Consider the following 15197-nt stretch of genomic DNA (forward strand, 5'->3'; position numbering starts at 1 on the left):
CTCCAGTGAGCCTGGCCGCGAGCGAGGGCGGAACGGGAGACAATGGTGGAGTGATCATGCAGCCCGAACTCGACCTGTGGGAAGTACCCGCCCAGGATCATCGGGATCGGGTCGTCGCCAGTTCAGACGACCGGGTGTCGTGGATCCGGGCTCGCAGCCGCGGAGTCACCGCAACGGATGCCGCCAGGTTCTCCAGTGAACGGGCTATGCAGTCCGTCCTCCAGGACAAGATGCTCGGTTCGGGATTCAGCGGCAACGCCTACACGGACCACGGCAGGGCCCGCGAGCCGGAGATTGCACGCTGGGTGCGTGCACGCCATCGCATCGAGCCGAGCTCCACGCTGTTTCATGCACACGGCCAGCCACTGCATCTCGCCACTCCGGATGGCGTCGGGATGGTGGACGGCACGGTGGTGCTGGCAGAGATCAAAACCACAGGACATGCCTGGCGCAGCATCCCCCGCTCCTACCTTCGACAGGTCTGGTGGCAGCAGTACGTACTCGGGGCCGAGCGCACGCTCGTCGTGTGGGAGCAGCACACCGATTTCGTGCCGATCAACGCCGAGCCGGAGTGCCGGTGGGTGGAACGCGACGACAACGAGATCCACGTTCTAGTGGGCCTCGCTAACCGCCTTCTGGGGCTCATGCACCGCTGAGCCCGCCGGCGCGACTCGCACCAGCCTCGCCGCGAGGACCGCACCGAACACCACGAGCCAGGCGATGGCGAGGGTGGTGGCCACGAACTCCATCCGACTGCCGAGCTCCTGCTCGAAGCGGAACAGCGAGAACAGACCACCGGTGCCAGCGATCACCGCTACCAGGATGCCCGTGACCCGCGAGAACACGGCAAGTACCCGGTGATTTCGGGCGAACGACGACTGCAGCATCGCCCAGCAGGCCGCTGCGAAAGCAAACACCGCCGCGAGCGTGTGAAGGAAGTCCTGGAGGTTGAACGTCGAGCCGTACGGCAGGGGGCAGCCGGCTGTGCAGGTGACCTGCGACGCGAACAGGAACAGCGCACAACCGATCCAGAGGGAGATCGCCGGGGTCCACGCGCGCAGCGCCCTCGCGTTCGAACGCACGCGACGACCGGCCCAGGCGATCGCACTGCCGCCAACAACGATCAACAACAACGCGGCTTCGAACCAGCCCGCGGTGAGCATGCCTTCCGCCCCGAGTTCGCTGACGTACAGCTCCCGGGGCACCGTAAGCCTCGCCGCCCAGATGATCACGAGCGAGATGATGACGAGGATGCAGCCGCCCAGGGACGCCGCGAGCTCAGCTCTTCGCATGCCTCAGGGTTTCAGGATTCGCACACGGCTGATCGCCCAGGCGCCGACACCGAACGCCGCGATCGCGACAGCAATGCCGACGCAGTAGAGCGCGACGGAAGGATATCCGGTTGCCGGGCTGAGGAACGGATAGGGCACCCAGCCATCGGTGGCGCCACGCACGAGCACGACGACGAGCCATACGACCGGATAGACGAGCACGATCCCGAACCGATTCCATGGCAGCGCTGTACGATCGCCGAAGAATATCCAGTCGATCGCAACATAGAGCGGTATGACTACGTGCAGCACAGTATTGGCCCATTCGAGCTCGACCCCGCCCGGGAGCCCGACCAGCAGTGTGTTGTATACGATTCCGACGATCACGATGTACGTCGCGACGCAGCCTCTCGCGAGAATGAGCGCGGGCGATTGCGTCTTGCCCAGAAAGATCACCACCGCACTGACGATCAGCACCACGGAGGTCAGGATGTTGCTCTGAAGCGTGAAGAACCCGAAGAAATTGAACGGGTTGATGGGCGACCTGGATGCCGTGTCTGCGAGCGTGCCGATGACGGCGGCCAGCCCCAGCACTCCTGCGACGACCCGGAAAGAAGCGAAGAGAAATTTCACTCTCGAATGCTACCGGTTCGAGAGTTTGCAGCGAAGTGACATGACCGAAACAGCGCTGACTCATTGGGGCTCTTTACTGAGGGTGGGAAGCACGGCGGGGAGGCCAGCGAATGACCACGATGCGAGCCATCGTTATTGAGGTGACCGGCGGACCGGATGTCCTGCAAGTGTCGACGGTGGCGCGCCCCACCCGGGTCAACGCCGAATTCCTTGTCAAGGTCGTTGCGGCCGGAGTCAATCCGATCGACACGCAATCCCGATCGGGGACAGGTCCTGCTGAAGCCTTCGGGCCATTTCCCGTCGTTCTGGGCAACGACTTCAGCGGACACGTCGTCGAGTCGTCGTACGACCTCCACCCCATCAAGGCCGGTGACGAGGTGTACGGCATGACGATGGTGCCTCGCTTCGGTGGCACATATGCGGAGTACATCAGCGTGCCCGCGACCTGCCTGGCCCGAAAACCCCGGGCCCTTTCCCATGTGGAGGCTGCTGCAGTACCGCTGGCCGCGCTCACCGCATGGGGTGCGGTCGTAGATGTCGCCAAAGCACACGAAGGCCAGCGCATCCTGATCCATGCCGGGGCTAGTGGGGTCGGGCATTTCGCGATCCAGTTCGCCAGCTACTTCGGGGCCCATGTCATCACCACCGGGTCGACCAGGAACATCGGCTGGCTGCGAGAGCTCGGCGCACGCCAGGTTATCGACCACACCATCAGCCGCTTCGAGGATGTCGTCTCCGAGGTGGATGTCGTCATCGACCTGATCGGAAACCTCACCGACCAGACATCGACGCGCTCGCTCGGGCTGCTGAAGCGTGGTGGCCTGATCGTCAGCGTGCCGACCGGCGGCTGGCCGACCATGGCTGAGGACGCCGCGACCGCCGGCGTGCGTGCGACCGGCTACAACGTCCCGGCAGACGGCTCGACGCTCTCCATGATCTCGCGACTGCTGGAGTCAGGCGACGTCAGGGTGTTCGTCGATCAGGTGTTTGAACTCGACCAGGCCGCGGCCGCCCATACGGCGCTCGAAACGAGCCACACCCGCGGCAAGATCGTGCTCAACGTCAGCCCTGGCTGACCCGGCTCTCACTCATTTCAGCCCGGCCCTGGCTTATCTCAGCCCAGCAGTCGTTCCCGCACGAAATCGCTCTCCAGTCGCTCCCCGAGCCTGAATCGCTTGGTGCCGACTATCACGAAACCGCTCTTCTCATAGAAGCGGTTCGCTCTCTCGTTCTCGTCATTCACTCCGAGCCACACCGAACGCGAGCCTCGCGCCGCTGATGCCCGCACCACCGCATCGACGAGAGCAGTCGAGACACCGCCACCGTGGTGAGCCGCACGCACGTAGAGCTTGCTCAGTTCCGACGTTGGGCGCGTGGAGACGGATGCCACGACATCCGGGTCGGTCGGGTCGCCGTGCACCACCATCGCATACCCCGCGGCCCGGCCGTCGACCTCGGCGATGAAAAGCTCGCGAGCGGGATCCGCGAGGTAGCCGTCGAACGATGCCTCCGACAGGTGCTCTGCGATGAACGCGAGGATATTCTCGGGGTCCGCGTCGGGCGGGCACGCCAGCGGGAAGGTCTCGGCGGCGACCGCGTGGAGAAGAGCCGCATCATCCTGAACCGCTGCACGAACCGCAACCTCGCAAACCGCCTCCTTCCGAACCACCTCCTTCCGAACCGCTTCCTTCCGAAATGACGGAGGGTTGTCGGCGTTGAGGGGCTGTGTTCCCGGATCCGGGGCAGCTGTCACGAGATCTCCGTCATTTCGGAAGGTGTGAGTCGGCACGGGGCCGGGGGTGGGTGCAGAAAAGGGGCCGACCGAAGTCGACCCCTTCCCGCAATCGGGGTTACGCCAGCGAGTTGACGTCGAGCGGGATGCCCGGGCCGAATGTCGTCGAGACGGTTCCCTTGGTGATGTAGCGACCCTTCGACGAGCTGGGCTTGGAGCGCACGATCTCGTCGAGCGCTGCCTTGATGTTCTCGCTCAGCTGGTCGTGGGTGAAGCCGGCCTTGCCCACGACGAAGTGCACGTTGGAGTGCTTGTCGACGCGGAACTCGATCTTTCCACCCTTGATCTCAGACACTGCCTTGGCGGTGTCCTGGGTCACGGTTCCGGTCTTCGGGTTCGGCATGAGGCCGCGGGGGCCGAGCACCTTTCCGAGTCGACCGACCTGGCCCATGAGCTCAGGGGTCGAGACTGCCGCGTCGAACGACGTGTAGCCGGCGGCGACCTTCTCGATGAGCTCGGCGCCACCGACCTCGTCAGCTCCGGCAGCGATTGCTGCGTCTGCTGCGGGGCCCGTCGCGAAGACGATGACACGGGCGGTCTTGCCGGTTCCGTGGGGCAGGATGACGGTGCCGCGCACCATCTGGTCTGCCTTACGCGGGTCGACACCGAGCTTCAGGGCGACCTCGACGGTGGAGTCGAACTTCTTCGATCCGGTCTCGCGGGCGACTGCAACTGCCTCGGCGGCGGTGTAGAACTTGCCGTCTTCGATCTTCTCGACGGCGGCCTTGTATGCCTTGGAATTCTTGGACATTATGCTTCCACCGTGATTCCCATTGAGCGAGCGGTTCCCGCGATGATCTTCATCGCGCCCTCGACGTCGTTTGCGTTGAGGTCGACCATCTTCTGCTCGGCAATCGTGCGGACCTGGTCTTTGGTGAGCTTCGCAACCTTGACGGTATGCGGCGTTCCCGAGCCCTTGGCAACTCCCGCTGCCTTCTTGATGAGCTCTGCTGCCGGCGGGGTCTTGAGGATGAACGTGAATGAACGGTCCTCGTAGACGGTGATCTCCACCGGGATGACGTTTCCGCGCTGCGACTCGGTCGCGGCGTTGTACGCCTTGCAGAACTCCATGATGTTCACGCCGTGCTGGCCCAGCGCCGGCCCGATGGGCGGTGCTGGATTGGCGGCGCCGGCCTGGATCTGAAGCTTGATCAGACCCGTGACCTTCTTTTTCGGTGCCATTGATTTTCCTTTTCTGTTCGAGTGGCCCGGTTGGGCCGCTCTCCCGCTTTCCCGGCTGGGACGCGGTGGTGTGTGGTCGGCGTGAGCCGAAACTACATCTTGGTGACCTGGTCGAAGCTGAGCTCGACCGGGGTCTCGCGCTCGAAGAGCGAGACGAGCACGATGAGCTTGCCGCTCTCGGCCTTGATCTCGCTGATCGAACCCGGCAGGCCCGCGAACGAACCTTCCTTGATGGTGATGGTTTCGCCGATCTCGAAGTCGATCTCGGCGGGGATGACGCGTGATGGGGACTTGCCCTTGCCGGACGCGCCCTTGGCTGCGGGAGCTTCGACGATCTCCACGAGACTCTTGAGCATGTTGAAGGCTTCTTCGAAGCGGAGAGGGCGGGGGTTGTGCGAGTTGCCCACGAAGCCGGTCACGCCCGGCGTGTGACGGACGACGGACCAGCTGTCTTCGTTCAGGTCCATGCGCACGAGCACATATCCGGGGATGCGCACGCGGTTCACGAGCTTGCGCTGGCCGTTCTTGATCTCGACGACATCTTCCGTCGGAACCTGGACCTCGAAGACGTAGTCTTCCATCGCCATCGAGATCTTGCGGTTGTCGATGTTCTGCTTCACACGCTTCTCGAACCCGGCGTACGAGTGGATGACGTACCACTTGCCCGGCTTCTCGCGCAGTTCGGCCTTGAAGGCGTCGTAGGGATCAATTTCCGCGGCGTCTGGCTCTTCACCCAGCTCGGGACCGTCGTAAGGGGTGACGTCGGGCTCTTCCGCAGCTTCTTCCTCTGCCTCCACGTCAGCTTCGTCGCCGGTTGCGGCGACGGAGGCGTCAGCCTCATCCACCGAATCGATGTCGAGCGCGTCGTCGACAATTGTGTCGGCCTCGGGGTCGATCGCAGCATCGAGAGCCTCGAGGAGTCCGGCGAGGTCGCCCTCTTCCTCGTCATCGTCGATCACGTGCATCGCCTCGTGCTCGGCAGCGTTCTCTGACTTGCCGGCGGCCAGATCGGTGTTACCCGTCTGCGCTTCGTCGACCTCGCCAGACTGCTCGGCTGCCGTAGCGAGCTCGAAGTCGTCGCGGTGGTTCTCAGACACAAAATCTCATTTCATTGCTCTTGTTCACAGGGCGATAATCGATCGCCGGAAAGCTGGTTCGATCAGCCTGCGATGGTGGGATCGCCGAACAGGAAGTTGACCAGCGCGCTGAAGCCGAAGTCGAGCCCTGACACCAGGGCCATCATGATGACGACGAACACCAGCACGACGATCGTGAAACTCACCAGCTCCTTGCGGGTCGGTGTGACCACCTTGCGCAATTCGAGCATGACCTGGCGAAGGAACAGGATGATGCCCGCGAACGGTCCGCGCTTTTGGGCACGGTCGTTTCTGGCATTGGCGACGACGTCCTCACTCGGATCATCGACCACGTTTCTCGCCATTCGTTTCTACCTTCCGATACCCCCGCTGGCACAGATGCCTGCCGGGACTTGCAGGGCGGACAGGACTTGAACCTGCAACCTGCGGTTTTGGAGACCGCTGCTCTACCAATTGAGCCACCGCCCTTCGCTCTGCCTCACCCTTCTCCGGCTGCAAACACTGGTCCAGGGCGCGCAAAAGCTTGGCAGAATTCAACTACCTCCACCAGTGTATGTCATCGACAGTCAGGACGAAATCCTGCTCTCGCCGCACCGGGAATGCGGTGAATCACCGATCCGGTGGCACCAACTGCCCACGAGCCCGTCTGATCTGCCCACGAGCCAGGCTGATCATTCTGACAAAATAATGGTCGACGCCGCCGCGCGACGAACGAGCCCACCTACGAAAGAGAGACACCATCAAACTTTCCGTTATCGGATGTGGGTACCTCGGAGCCGTGCATGCCGCCGCGATGGCCGAGCTCGGCCACGATGTGATCGGCATCGACATCGACAGGGCCAGGATCGACGAACTGTCGGTTGGCAATGCGCCGTTCTTCGAGCCGGGGCTGCCGGAGATCCTCGCGTCGGCGACCGCCTCAGGCCGGCTGCGTTTCTCCACCCGGATGGAGGACGCCGCTGGGTCACAGGTGCATTTCATCGCCGTGGGCACCCCGCAGAAGAAGGGCTCGTACGCAGCCGACCTCACCTATGTCAACGGTGCAGTGCGCGACCTCATCCCGTTCCTCGGTGAGGGTGATCTCGTGGTGGGGAAGTCGACGGTGCCCGTGGGGACCGCCGAAACCCTGGCCACGATGCTGGCCGCCGCGGGCACCGGAGCGATTCTTGCGTGGAATCCCGAGTTCCTGCGTGAAGGATTCGCCGTCAAAGACACCATCTCGCCCGACCGCCTCGTGTACGGGCTCCCCGCGTCGCAGACCGCTGCCGCCACCGCGAAAACGCTGCTCGACGAGATCTACAGCTCAGCGCTCGACGCCGGCACCCCCGTGATCGTCACCGATTACGCCACCGCAGAGCTCGTGAAGGTCTCCGCTAACGCGTTCCTTGCGACGAAGATCTCGTTTATCAACGCCATGGCAGAGATCGCCGAGGTGACCGGAGCCGATGTCACCCAGCTGGCAGACGCCATCGGACTCGATGCCAGGATCGGCCGCCGCTTCCTCGGTGCCGGTGTCGGTTTTGGCGGAGGCTGCCTGCCCAAGGACATCAGGGCATTCACCGCCCGAGCAGAGGAACTCGGTCGCGGGGAATCCGTCGCTTTCCTCAAGGAAGTGGATGCCATCAATCTCCGCCGGCGCCAGCGCGCGGTCGACCTGACCGTCGAGGCCCTCGGCGGTTCAGTTTTCGGCAAAAAGGTGGCAGTGCTGGGCCTCGCGTTCAAGCCGTACTCGGATGACGTCCGCGACTCCCCTGCGCTGGATGTCGCCGTTCAGCTTCGCGGGCTCGGCGCCAGGGTGGTTGCCACAGACCCACACGCCATCGCGAACGCTCGGAAGCTGCATCCACAGCTCGACTATGCCGAGAAGCTCGAGGATGCCCTGGCGGATGCCGACATCGTCGTGCTCGTCACCGAGTGGGAGCAGTTCAGGCACCTGGATGCGGTGTGGGCCGGTGGGCTCGTCAAAAACCGCATCATCGTCGACGGCCGCAACTGCCTCGATGCGGCCGCATTCCGCGCCTCGGGGTGGACTTACCGGGGCCTCGGCCGGCCGTAGCTACCTTTCCCGGCCGCCACTTCGTGCGCCCTGACACAGGCGCTCGCGCCCTAAACTTGACCTGTGACCCTGCCCCGCATCTCCCGCCGTATTGCCGCCATCGCCGAATCCGCCACGCTGAAGGTGGACGCGAAAGCCAAGGCCCTCCAGGCCGAGGGCCGGCCCGTCATCAGCTATGCGGCAGGCGAACCGGACTTCTCGACGCCAGCGAACATCGTGGATGCCGCATCCCGGGCGGTGCTCGACCCGAAAAACTACAGGTACACGCCGGCGGTCGGCCTGCCCGAGCTGCGTGAGGCGATCGCCGCAAAGACACTTCGAGACAGCGGATGGGCGGTGCCAGCATCCCAGGTCATCGTCACCAACGGCGGCAAGCAGGCCGTCTACCAGTCGTTCGCGACGCTGCTCGACCCGGGCGATGAGGTTCTGCTTCCGTCGCCGTACTGGACCACATATCCCGAGGCGGTCAAGCTCGCCGGCGGCGTTCCCGTCGACGTCTTCGCCGGTGCAGATCAGGGTTACCTCGTCACCGTCGAGCAGCTCGAAGCGGCTCGCACCGATCGCACCAAGGTGCTGCTGTTCGTCTCGCCGTCGAACCCGACGGGTGCCGTCTACTCTCCCGCGCAGACCCGCGCGATCGGGGAATGGGCGCTGGAGCACGGGCTGTGGGTCATCGCGGACGAGATCTACCAGAACCTCGTCTACGACGGAGTGCGTGCGGTCTCGATCGTCGAGGCAGTACCTGAGCTGGCCGATCGAACGATCCTGGTCAATGGCGTTGCGAAGTCCTATGCCATGACGGGCTGGCGGCTTGGCTGGATGGTCGGCCCCACCGACGTCATCAAGGCGACCGGCAACCTGCAGTCGCACCTCTCGTCCAACGTCTCCAACATCTCGCAGCGTGCCGCGATCGAGGCCCTCACCGGGCCGCAGGACCAGGTCGAGTTCATGCGCCAGTCGTTCGACCGGCGCCGCAGGACGATCGTCACAGAGCTCAATAAGATCGACGGGCTGCACTGCCCGACCCCGGAGGGTGCGTTCTACGTGTATCCGGATGTCACGGGGCTGCTCGGTCGCACCTGGGGCGGTGTCACTCCCACGACATCTCTCGAGCTCGCAGACCTGATCCTCGAGCAGGCTGAGGTCGCGGTCGTGCCCGGAGAGGCGTTCGGACCGTCAGGCTACCTGCGACTGTCCTATGCGCTCGGCGACGACGCGCTCATCGAGGGCGTCTCGAGGCTGCAGAAGCTGTTCGGCTAGGACTGGGCGACTCATCGAGGCGCCATCCTGATCGCACCGTCCAGGCGGATGGTCTCGCCATTGAGCATCGGGTTCTCAACGATGTGGGCTGCCAGCGACGCGAACTCCTCCGGCTTGCCGAGCCTGGCGGGGTGCGGAGTCTGCGACCCGAGCGACTCGATCGTGGCTGGAGACAGCGCGTCGAACAGGGGCGTGTGAAATAGTCCGGGCGCGATGGTCATCACCCGGATCCTGAACCTAGCGAGCTCGCGGGCAATCGGCAGGGTCATGCCGGCAACGCCCGCTTTGGACGCCGAGTACGCCGCCTGCCCGATCTGCCCGTCGAACGCCGCCACGGACGCCGTGTTGATGATGACCCCGCGTTCCTCGGCCTCCGTGGGCTGCTCGGCCATGCTTGCCGCGGCCAGCCTGACCATGTTGAAGGTGCCGATGAGATTGATCTCGATCACCCTGCTGAAGATCTCCAGGGGAAACGGCCCCCGGGTTCCGACCACCCTGGCTGCTGTGGTGACTCCGGCGCAATTGACGAGCACATCGAGCCCGCCGAGCTGTGCGGCCGCGTCGACCGCTCGAGCGGCATCCTGCTCACTCGTGACATTGGTCGGGACGAAGTGTGCTCGCGGGCCGAGGTCGGCGGTGACTGACGCGCCCTGGGAGGTCTCGAGGTCGGCGATGACCACGGTGGCGCCACCATCGAGCAGGCGGCGTGCCGTCGCCAGCCCGAGACCCGACGCGCCGCCCGTGACGAGTGCCACGGTGTTGTTGATGTCCATGGTGGTGCCATCCCCTCGATCCCGGCCGTGGGAGCCACTCTAGCTCCGGCGACAGGTAACTCCGGGAATACGGGGAGTCCGGCGGCGTTGACTAGACTTGCAAGCAATAAACACGTGCTCCGGGGTCGGTGAAAGTCCGAACCGGCGGTGATAGTCCGCGAACCACGGATGGGTGCGAACCCTGAGGTGGTTGACCTGGTGGAATTCCGGGACCGACGGTAATGGGTTGGAAACAACCCTCAGTCCGGATGAGAGGCAGCACGAGCGTCGCGACGATTTTGTTGTGCCGCCGGTCTCACGACCCTTAACCCGGAGTCCGTCTTCCACAAGGACAAGGACACCGGATGACCGCGGAGCAGGCGGGCGCAGCGCAACGCAGCGCAACGCAGGGCAGCGCAGGGCAGGCGTACGAGCCGGCCATGCGCCGCGCCCTCGAGCTCGCCGCCCGCGGACCCGCCACCGGTGCGAACCCCCAGGTGGGCTGCGTGCTGCTGGACGCGACCGGAATGATCGTCGCCGAAGGCTGGCACCGCGGGGCGGGAAGTGCGCACGCCGAGGTCGATGCCCTGTCGAAGAGCGACGGCGCCGTGGGCCTGACCGCCGTCGTGACCCTCGAACCCTGCAACCACACCGGACGTACCGGCCCGTGCAGCGACGCGCTCATTGCCGCTGGGATCGCGCGCGTCGTCTATGCCGTGTCAGACCCCGGGCTCCGTTCGGCCGGCGGAGCCGAGCAACTTCGCAGCGCCGGCGTCGAGGTCGTCTCCGGCGTTCTTACCCCAGATGCCACCGAGTTCCAGCGAGCGTGGCTCGTCTCCACCGCCCTCGGCAGGCCATTCGTCACGGTCAAGTGGGCATCCACTCTCGACGGCAGGGCCGCGGCCGCCGATCGTTCGAGCCAGTGGATCACCGGCACGGCGTCACGCCAGCGCGTGCACGAGCAGCGCGCCGCGAGTGACGCCATCCTCGTCGGCACCGGCACCGTACTCGCTGACGACCCCTCGCTCACGGCGCGTGGCGATGGCGGCGAGCTGATGGATGACCAGCCGCTGCCCATCGTTATCGGCGAGCGCCACATCCCCGGCGATGCCCGTCTGTGGGATCACCCCCGTGGCGTGCTGGAGACCGGCAGCCGCAACCTCGCCGAGATCCTGGAGTGGCTGTTCGGGCAGGGCATCCGTCGCGCCTTTGTCGAGGGCGGCCCGACACTCTCGAGCGCCTTCGTCGCCGCCGGACTCGTCGACGAATATCTCATCTACCTCGCGCCGAAGCTCCTGGGCGGCAATCAGCTCGCGATCGGCGACATCGGCGTCACCACGATCGGCGAGGCCCGAGAATTGCGCATTACGAGCGTCGAGCACCTCGGCAACGACATCCTCCTCAGTGCTCGTCCCATCACAGTGGCAAGACCGATCACAGAAGCAGGTCACTAATGTTCACAGGAATCATCGAAGAGCTCGGCGAAGTCACGGCCTGGGAGCTCAGCGACGATGCCGCACGCATTACCGTACGGGCCCCCCTCGCGGTCAGCGATGCCAGCCACGGCGACTCCATCTCCGTCAGCGGCGTCTGCCTGACCGTGGTCGACCAGGGCCGCGACTGGTTCACGGCAGACGTGATGGCCGTGTCGATCGTGATGTCCACGCTGAGCAGCATGACGGTCGGCCAGCACGTGAACATCGAGCGCGCAGCGCAGGTCGGCGACCGGCTGGGCGGGCACATCGTGCAGGGACACATCGACGGCACGTCGACCGTGCTCTCGATGAACGACGGAAGCGCGTGGCGGGTGCTCCGCTTCAGCCTGGCACCGGATGTCGCACCGCTCGTCGCCCGGAAGGGATCCATCGCCGTCGACGGAGTCTCGCTCACCGTCAGCTCGGTCGGCACGGACTGGTTCGAGGTCTCGCTCATCCCCGAGACCCTCGTCGCAACGATCCTCGGTGCGAAGGTCGTCGGCGATCGCGTGAACATCGAAACGGACATCCTCGCCCGCCACGTCGAACGCATGGTGAATTTTGAGAGGTCAGACCGATGAGTCTTACGAGTATCCCCGCAGCGCTCGAAGCCCTGCGCGCCGGCAGGCCGGTCATCGTCGCAGACAATGAGAGTCGCGAGAATGAGGGCGACGTCATCCTCGCCGCGCAGTCGGCCACCCAGGAATGGCTGGCCTGGACGATCCGCAACACGTCGGGCTTCATCTGCGCGCCGATGACCAACGAGATCGCGGATCGCCTGCAGTTGCCGCTCATGGTCGTCAACAATGAGGATCCGCTCGGCACCGCCTACACGGTCAGTGTGGATGCCGCGGATCGCCTCAGCACCGGCATCAGCGCCGCAGACCGAGCGCACACGCTGCGCGTGCTTGCCGACGTGACATCCACCCCGATGAGTCTTCACCGGCCGGGCCACATCATCCCGTTGCGCGCCGCAGACGGCGGGGTGCGCGAGCGGGCGGGGCACACCGAGGCAACCGTCGACCTGCTGAAGCTCGCCGGGCTCGTGCCGGTCGGAGCGATCGGCGAGATCGTGGCTGACGATGGCGAGATGATGCGACTGCCCGGCCTCATCGCGCTCGGTGAATCGATGGACATCCCCGTCATCACGATCGCCGCCCTCATCGACTACCTGCAGCAGTGGCACTGCGACGCAGACGTGCCCGTCGTCGTCGACATTCCCGAGACGTCGCGCGTGATCTTCGAGGTGGAGACGACGGTGCCCACCGCCCACGGCACCTTCCGATTCCGTGCCTATCGCGACCGGATGACCGGAGCCGATCACGTCGCCGTGATCTCCGGCACCCCCAGGGACGGCACGCTCATCCGAGTGCACTCGGAGTGCCTGACGGGCGAAGTCTTCCACTCTCGCAAGTGCGAATGCGGACCCCAGCTGGATGCGGCCCTCGACCTGATCAATGAGCAGGGCGGCATCGTCATCTACATGAGAGGCCATGAGGGTCGAGGCATCGGGCTCATCAACAAGCTGAAGGCCTACAGGCTGCAGGAAGACGGGCTCGACACCCTCGACGCGAACCTCGCGCTCGGCTTCCCGGCAGACGGTCGCGACTACAGCGCCGCCGTCGCCATCCTGGTTGACCTCGGAATCTCGAAGGTCAGGGCCATCACCAACAACCCCGAGAAGCTGCGCCAACTCGAGGAGCGCGGCATCACCATCGTCGAGCGCGTGCCGCTCGTCGTCGGGGTTGGCGAGTTCAACGAGGCATACCTCGAAGTCAAGCGTGACCGCATGGGCCACGCCATCCCCCCCAAAGATGTGCTGGACGCGGTGCTCGCCACCGCTGCGGCACGAAAGGCAGAACAATCATGAGCGGCGAAGGACATCCCGTATTCGACACCGACGGCACTGGCCTGAAGGTCACCATCGTCTCCGGCCTGTGGCATCACAGCATCGCCGACGGGCTGCTCGCAGGCGCCCGCCGGGTGCTGCTCGCCTCGGGTGCCGAGGTCACCGAGATCCAGGTCCCGGGCAGCTTCGAGCTTCCCGTCGCCTCAAAAGTGGCCCTGGATGCTGGCGCGGACGCCGTTGTAGCACTCGGCGTCATCGTGCGTGGCGGAACCCCGCACTTCGAGTACGTGAGCGCCGCCGCCACCGACGGCCTCACTCGTGTGGCCATCGACACGGGCAAGCCCGTCGGCTTCGGTGTGCTCACCCTGGACGACGAGCAGCAGGGCCTCGACAGGGCCGGGCTTCCCGGTTCGAAGGAAGACAAGGGAGCGGAGGCCGCCGAGGCGGCTCTCGCTACCGCGATCATTCTGCGGGGCATCAGAAACTCGATGTAGTTCATTGCTGTCTCGGCGGTAGACGGACTAGTACTCTGGCGCAGTGATCGCGCCTATGCCAGTTTCGCCGCTAGCAGCATTCACCCCGTTCGCCGAACCGAAGCGGAAGGTGACAGGCGGATGGATCGCCCTGTTCGCGACCGCCTGGCTCGGCATCTGGATGGCCCAGCTCACCCCGGTGCAGCTGCTGCTTCCCACCCAGATCGACGGGCTCGTCGGCAGCGCATCCGGCACCGACAGCGTCATCGCGTTCGGTGTGATCTCCGGTATCGCTGGGGCGTTCGCACTCATCGTGTATCCCCTCACCGGTGCGCTGTCAGACCGCACGACCTCGCGCTTCGGCCGCCGCCGCCCGTGGATGCTCGCCGGCACGCTGGTCTTCGCCGTTGCGCTCTTTTTGCTTGGCCTGCAATCCACCCTCGTCGGAATCGGTATCTTCTGGTCGCTGACGATCATCGGCTTCTGCATGGTGTCCGCCGGTATCACCGCCACCATCTCAGACCAGGTGCCGGTCGACCAGCGTGGCTACGTCTCAGGTTGGGTGTCTGCACCGCAGGCGATGGGAACCGTGCTGGGGCTCGCGCTCGTGCTCGGCCTCACCCTCGGCGTGTTCGTCGGCTACACCCTCGTCGCTGTGCTGCTCATCGCGCTCGTGGTGCCGTTCCTGCTCTTCGTGCCTGACGAGGTGCTGCCTCGGGTGCTGCGCCCACCGTTCAGCCTGCTCGCGCTCGTCAAGGGATTCTGGATCAACCCGGTCGCGCACCCCGACTTCGGGTGGACGCTGCTCGGGCGCATCCTCGTCAATATCGGCAACGCTCTCGGCACCACCCTGCTGCTCTACTTCCTGATCTATGGGCTCAACCGCCCGGAGACGGCGCAGGATGACCTGCTGCTGCTGACCGTCATCTACCTGGTCTTCTTCATCGCGGCCGCGTTGCTGCTGGGAAGGCTCAGCGACAGGATCGGGCGCCGCAAGCCGTTCGTCTACCTCGCCGCGTACCTGCAGGCTCTCGCGGCGCTTCTGCTCGCCTTCATTCCCGACTTCACCATCGCCCAGGTCGGCGCAGGCCTTCTCGGTCTCGGATACGGATGCTACATGGCCGTCGACCAGGCGCTGGCAACCCAGGTGCTCCCCAACACTCACAGCCGCGGCAAAGACCTCGGCATCATGAACATCGCGACCACCGTGCCCCAGGCCGTGGCTCCGCTCGGCGGCGCTTTCGTGGTCGCAGCGCTCGGCGGCTACACCGGGTTGTTCGTCTGCTCCGCGATCGCAGCGGTGCTCGGCGGGCTTGCGGTCATCCCGATCAAGAGCGTGAAGTAGCGCGCTGGGCGG

At 65.1% G+C, this 15197-nt stretch carries 17 protein-coding genes, 1 tRNA gene and 1 riboswitch; of the genes, 9 read left to right on the top strand and 9 right to left on the bottom strand.

Annotated features, from left to right (window positions below; translation table 11 throughout):
• Positions 1-56: 56 nt before the first annotated feature.
• On the top strand, positions 57-656 hold the full coding sequence (locus IEW81_RS04365) for a YqaJ viral recombinase family protein (RefSeq protein ID WP_097060407.1): 600 nt from the start codon (positions 57-59) through the stop codon (positions 654-656).
• Here IEW81_RS04365 and IEW81_RS04370 read toward each other — a convergent pair.
• Both IEW81_RS04370 and IEW81_RS04375 read right to left on the bottom strand, forming a co-directional pair.
• Positions 612-1292 carry a DUF998 domain-containing protein gene (locus IEW81_RS04370; RefSeq protein ID WP_097060287.1) on the bottom strand — a complete coding sequence of 227 codons (681 nt, stop codon included), beginning with the start codon at positions 1290-1292 and terminating at the stop codon, positions 612-614. The genes IEW81_RS04365 and IEW81_RS04370 overlap by 45 nt on opposite strands.
• A 3-nt stretch (positions 1293-1295) precedes the next feature.
• The gene (locus IEW81_RS04375) at positions 1296-1904 is read right to left on the bottom strand and encodes a Pr6Pr family membrane protein (protein WP_097060286.1); all 609 of its coding nucleotides are present in this window, start codon (positions 1902-1904) and stop codon (positions 1296-1298) included.
• A 110-nt stretch (positions 1905-2014) separates the two neighbouring features.
• Between IEW81_RS04375 and IEW81_RS04380 the strand changes: the two genes are divergently transcribed.
• Positions 2015-2980, top strand: coding sequence for an NADP-dependent oxidoreductase (locus tag IEW81_RS04380; protein ID WP_308421880.1), 966 nt, complete (start codon positions 2015-2017; stop codon positions 2978-2980).
• A gap of 38 nt (positions 2981-3018) precedes the next feature.
• Here the strand turns inward: IEW81_RS04380 and IEW81_RS04385 are convergent, their stop codons facing one another.
• The 6 genes from IEW81_RS04385 to IEW81_RS04410 all read right to left on the bottom strand — a co-directional run bounded on the left by IEW81_RS04385 (position 3019) and on the right by IEW81_RS04410 (position 6443).
• The gene (locus tag IEW81_RS04385) at positions 3019-3657 is read right to left on the bottom strand and encodes a GNAT family N-acetyltransferase (RefSeq protein WP_229671237.1); all 639 of its coding nucleotides are present in this window, start codon (positions 3655-3657) and stop codon (positions 3019-3021) included.
• Positions 3658-3754: 97 nt separating this feature from the next.
• The gene (gene rplA / locus IEW81_RS04390) at positions 3755-4447 is read right to left on the bottom strand and encodes a 50S ribosomal protein L1 (protein ID WP_097060285.1); all 693 of its coding nucleotides are present in this window, start codon (positions 4445-4447) and stop codon (positions 3755-3757) included.
• Positions 4447-4878, bottom strand: a complete 432-nt coding sequence (gene rplK, locus IEW81_RS04395) for a 50S ribosomal protein L11 (RefSeq protein ID WP_097060284.1) — start codon at positions 4876-4878, stop codon at positions 4447-4449. Before rplK ends, rplA begins: the two co-directional genes overlap by 1 nt.
• Positions 4879-4970: 92 nt before the next feature.
• Positions 4971-5975 (bottom strand): transcription termination/antitermination protein NusG, encoded by a 1005-nt coding sequence (gene nusG, locus IEW81_RS04400; protein WP_097060283.1) that lies wholly within the window; start codon positions 5973-5975, stop codon positions 4971-4973.
• 62 nt (positions 5976-6037) lie between these two features.
• Positions 6038-6319: a preprotein translocase subunit SecE gene (gene secE / locus IEW81_RS04405; protein WP_097060282.1), complete on the bottom strand. Its 282-nt coding sequence runs from the start codon at positions 6317-6319 to the stop codon at positions 6038-6040.
• 51 nt (positions 6320-6370) lie between these two features.
• Positions 6371-6443, bottom strand: a tRNA-Trp gene (locus tag IEW81_RS04410).
• A gap of 271 nt (positions 6444-6714) precedes the next feature.
• On the opposite strand from IEW81_RS04410, the gene IEW81_RS04415 reads away from it, so the two are divergent.
• Entirely contained in the window at positions 6715-8031 is a 1317-nt protein-coding gene (locus IEW81_RS04415) for a UDP-glucose dehydrogenase family protein (RefSeq protein WP_097060281.1), read from the top strand.
• A gap of 63 nt (positions 8032-8094) precedes the next feature.
• A complete protein-coding gene (locus IEW81_RS04420) occupies positions 8095-9291 on the top strand; it encodes a pyridoxal phosphate-dependent aminotransferase (RefSeq protein WP_097060280.1) in 1197 nt (398 codons plus the stop codon).
• Between the two features lie 11 nt (positions 9292-9302).
• Here IEW81_RS04420 and IEW81_RS04425 read toward each other — a convergent pair whose 3' ends face one another.
• Positions 9303-10064 carry an SDR family NAD(P)-dependent oxidoreductase gene (locus IEW81_RS04425; protein WP_097060279.1) on the bottom strand — a complete coding sequence of 254 codons (762 nt, stop codon included), beginning with the start codon at positions 10062-10064 and terminating at the stop codon, positions 9303-9305.
• Positions 10065-10175: 111 nt separating this feature from the next.
• Positions 10176-10329: riboswitch (FMN riboswitch) on the top strand.
• A gap of 79 nt (positions 10330-10408) precedes the next feature.
• Here IEW81_RS04425 and ribD point away from each other — a divergent pair.
• Genes ribD through IEW81_RS04450 form a run of 5 tightly spaced genes read left to right on the top strand, consistent with a single transcriptional unit; the run spans position 10409 to position 15185 of the window.
• On the top strand, positions 10409-11497 hold the full coding sequence (gene ribD / locus IEW81_RS04430; protein ID WP_373285369.1) for a bifunctional diaminohydroxyphosphoribosylaminopyrimidine deaminase/5-amino-6-(5-phosphoribosylamino)uracil reductase RibD: 1089 nt from the start codon (positions 10409-10411) through the stop codon (positions 11495-11497).
• Positions 11497-12099 carry a riboflavin synthase gene (locus tag IEW81_RS04435; RefSeq protein WP_097060278.1) on the top strand — a complete coding sequence of 201 codons (603 nt, stop codon included), beginning with the start codon at positions 11497-11499 and terminating at the stop codon, positions 12097-12099. Before ribD ends, IEW81_RS04435 begins: the two co-directional genes overlap by 1 nt.
• Positions 12096-13388, top strand: coding sequence for a GTP cyclohydrolase II (gene ribA, locus IEW81_RS04440; RefSeq protein ID WP_097060277.1), 1293 nt, complete (start codon positions 12096-12098; stop codon positions 13386-13388). Before IEW81_RS04435 ends, ribA begins: the two co-directional genes overlap by 4 nt.
• A complete protein-coding gene (ribH, locus tag IEW81_RS04445; protein ID WP_097060276.1) occupies positions 13385-13861 on the top strand; it encodes a 6,7-dimethyl-8-ribityllumazine synthase in 477 nt (158 codons plus the stop codon). Before ribA ends, ribH begins: the two co-directional genes overlap by 4 nt.
• A 43-nt stretch (positions 13862-13904) precedes the next feature.
• A complete protein-coding gene (locus IEW81_RS04450; protein ID WP_229671238.1) occupies positions 13905-15185 on the top strand; it encodes an MFS transporter in 1281 nt (426 codons plus the stop codon).
• Positions 15186-15197: the final 12 nt, after the last annotated feature.

Origin of the sequence: Salinibacterium xinjiangense, from assembly GCF_014645015.1 — a bacterium.
Taxonomy (GTDB): domain Bacteria; phylum Actinomycetota; class Actinomycetes; order Actinomycetales; family Microbacteriaceae; genus Rhodoglobus; species Rhodoglobus xinjiangensis.

Coding starts and splice junctions, on each gene's coding strand:
- IEW81_RS04365 (WP_097060407.1), top strand. CDS start 57: ATGCAGCCCGAACTCGACCTGTGGGAAGTACCCGCCCAGGATCATCGG.
- IEW81_RS04370 (WP_097060287.1), bottom strand. CDS start 1,292: ATGCGAAGAGCTGAGCTCGCGGCGTCCCTGGGCGGCTGCATCCTCGTC.
- IEW81_RS04380 (WP_308421880.1), top strand. CDS start 2,015: ATGACCACGATGCGAGCCATCGTTATTGAGGTGACCGGCGGACCGGAT.
- rplA (WP_097060285.1), bottom strand. CDS start 4,447: ATGTCCAAGAATTCCAAGGCATACAAGGCCGCCGTCGAGAAGATCGAA.
- rplK (WP_097060284.1), bottom strand. CDS start 4,878: ATGGCACCGAAAAAGAAGGTCACGGGTCTGATCAAGCTTCAGATCCAG.
- secE (WP_097060282.1), bottom strand. CDS start 6,319: ATGGCGAGAAACGTGGTCGATGATCCGAGTGAGGACGTCGTCGCCAAT.
- IEW81_RS04425 (WP_097060279.1), bottom strand. CDS start 10,064: ATGGACATCAACAACACCGTGGCACTCGTCACGGGCGGCGCGTCGGGT.
- ribD (WP_373285369.1), top strand. CDS start 10,409: ATGACCGCGGAGCAGGCGGGCGCAGCGCAACGCAGCGCAACGCAGGGC.
- IEW81_RS04435 (WP_097060278.1), top strand. CDS start 11,497: ATGTTCACAGGAATCATCGAAGAGCTCGGCGAAGTCACGGCCTGGGAG.
- ribA (WP_097060277.1), top strand. CDS start 12,096: ATGAGTCTTACGAGTATCCCCGCAGCGCTCGAAGCCCTGCGCGCCGGC.
- ribH (WP_097060276.1), top strand. CDS start 13,385: ATGAGCGGCGAAGGACATCCCGTATTCGACACCGACGGCACTGGCCTG.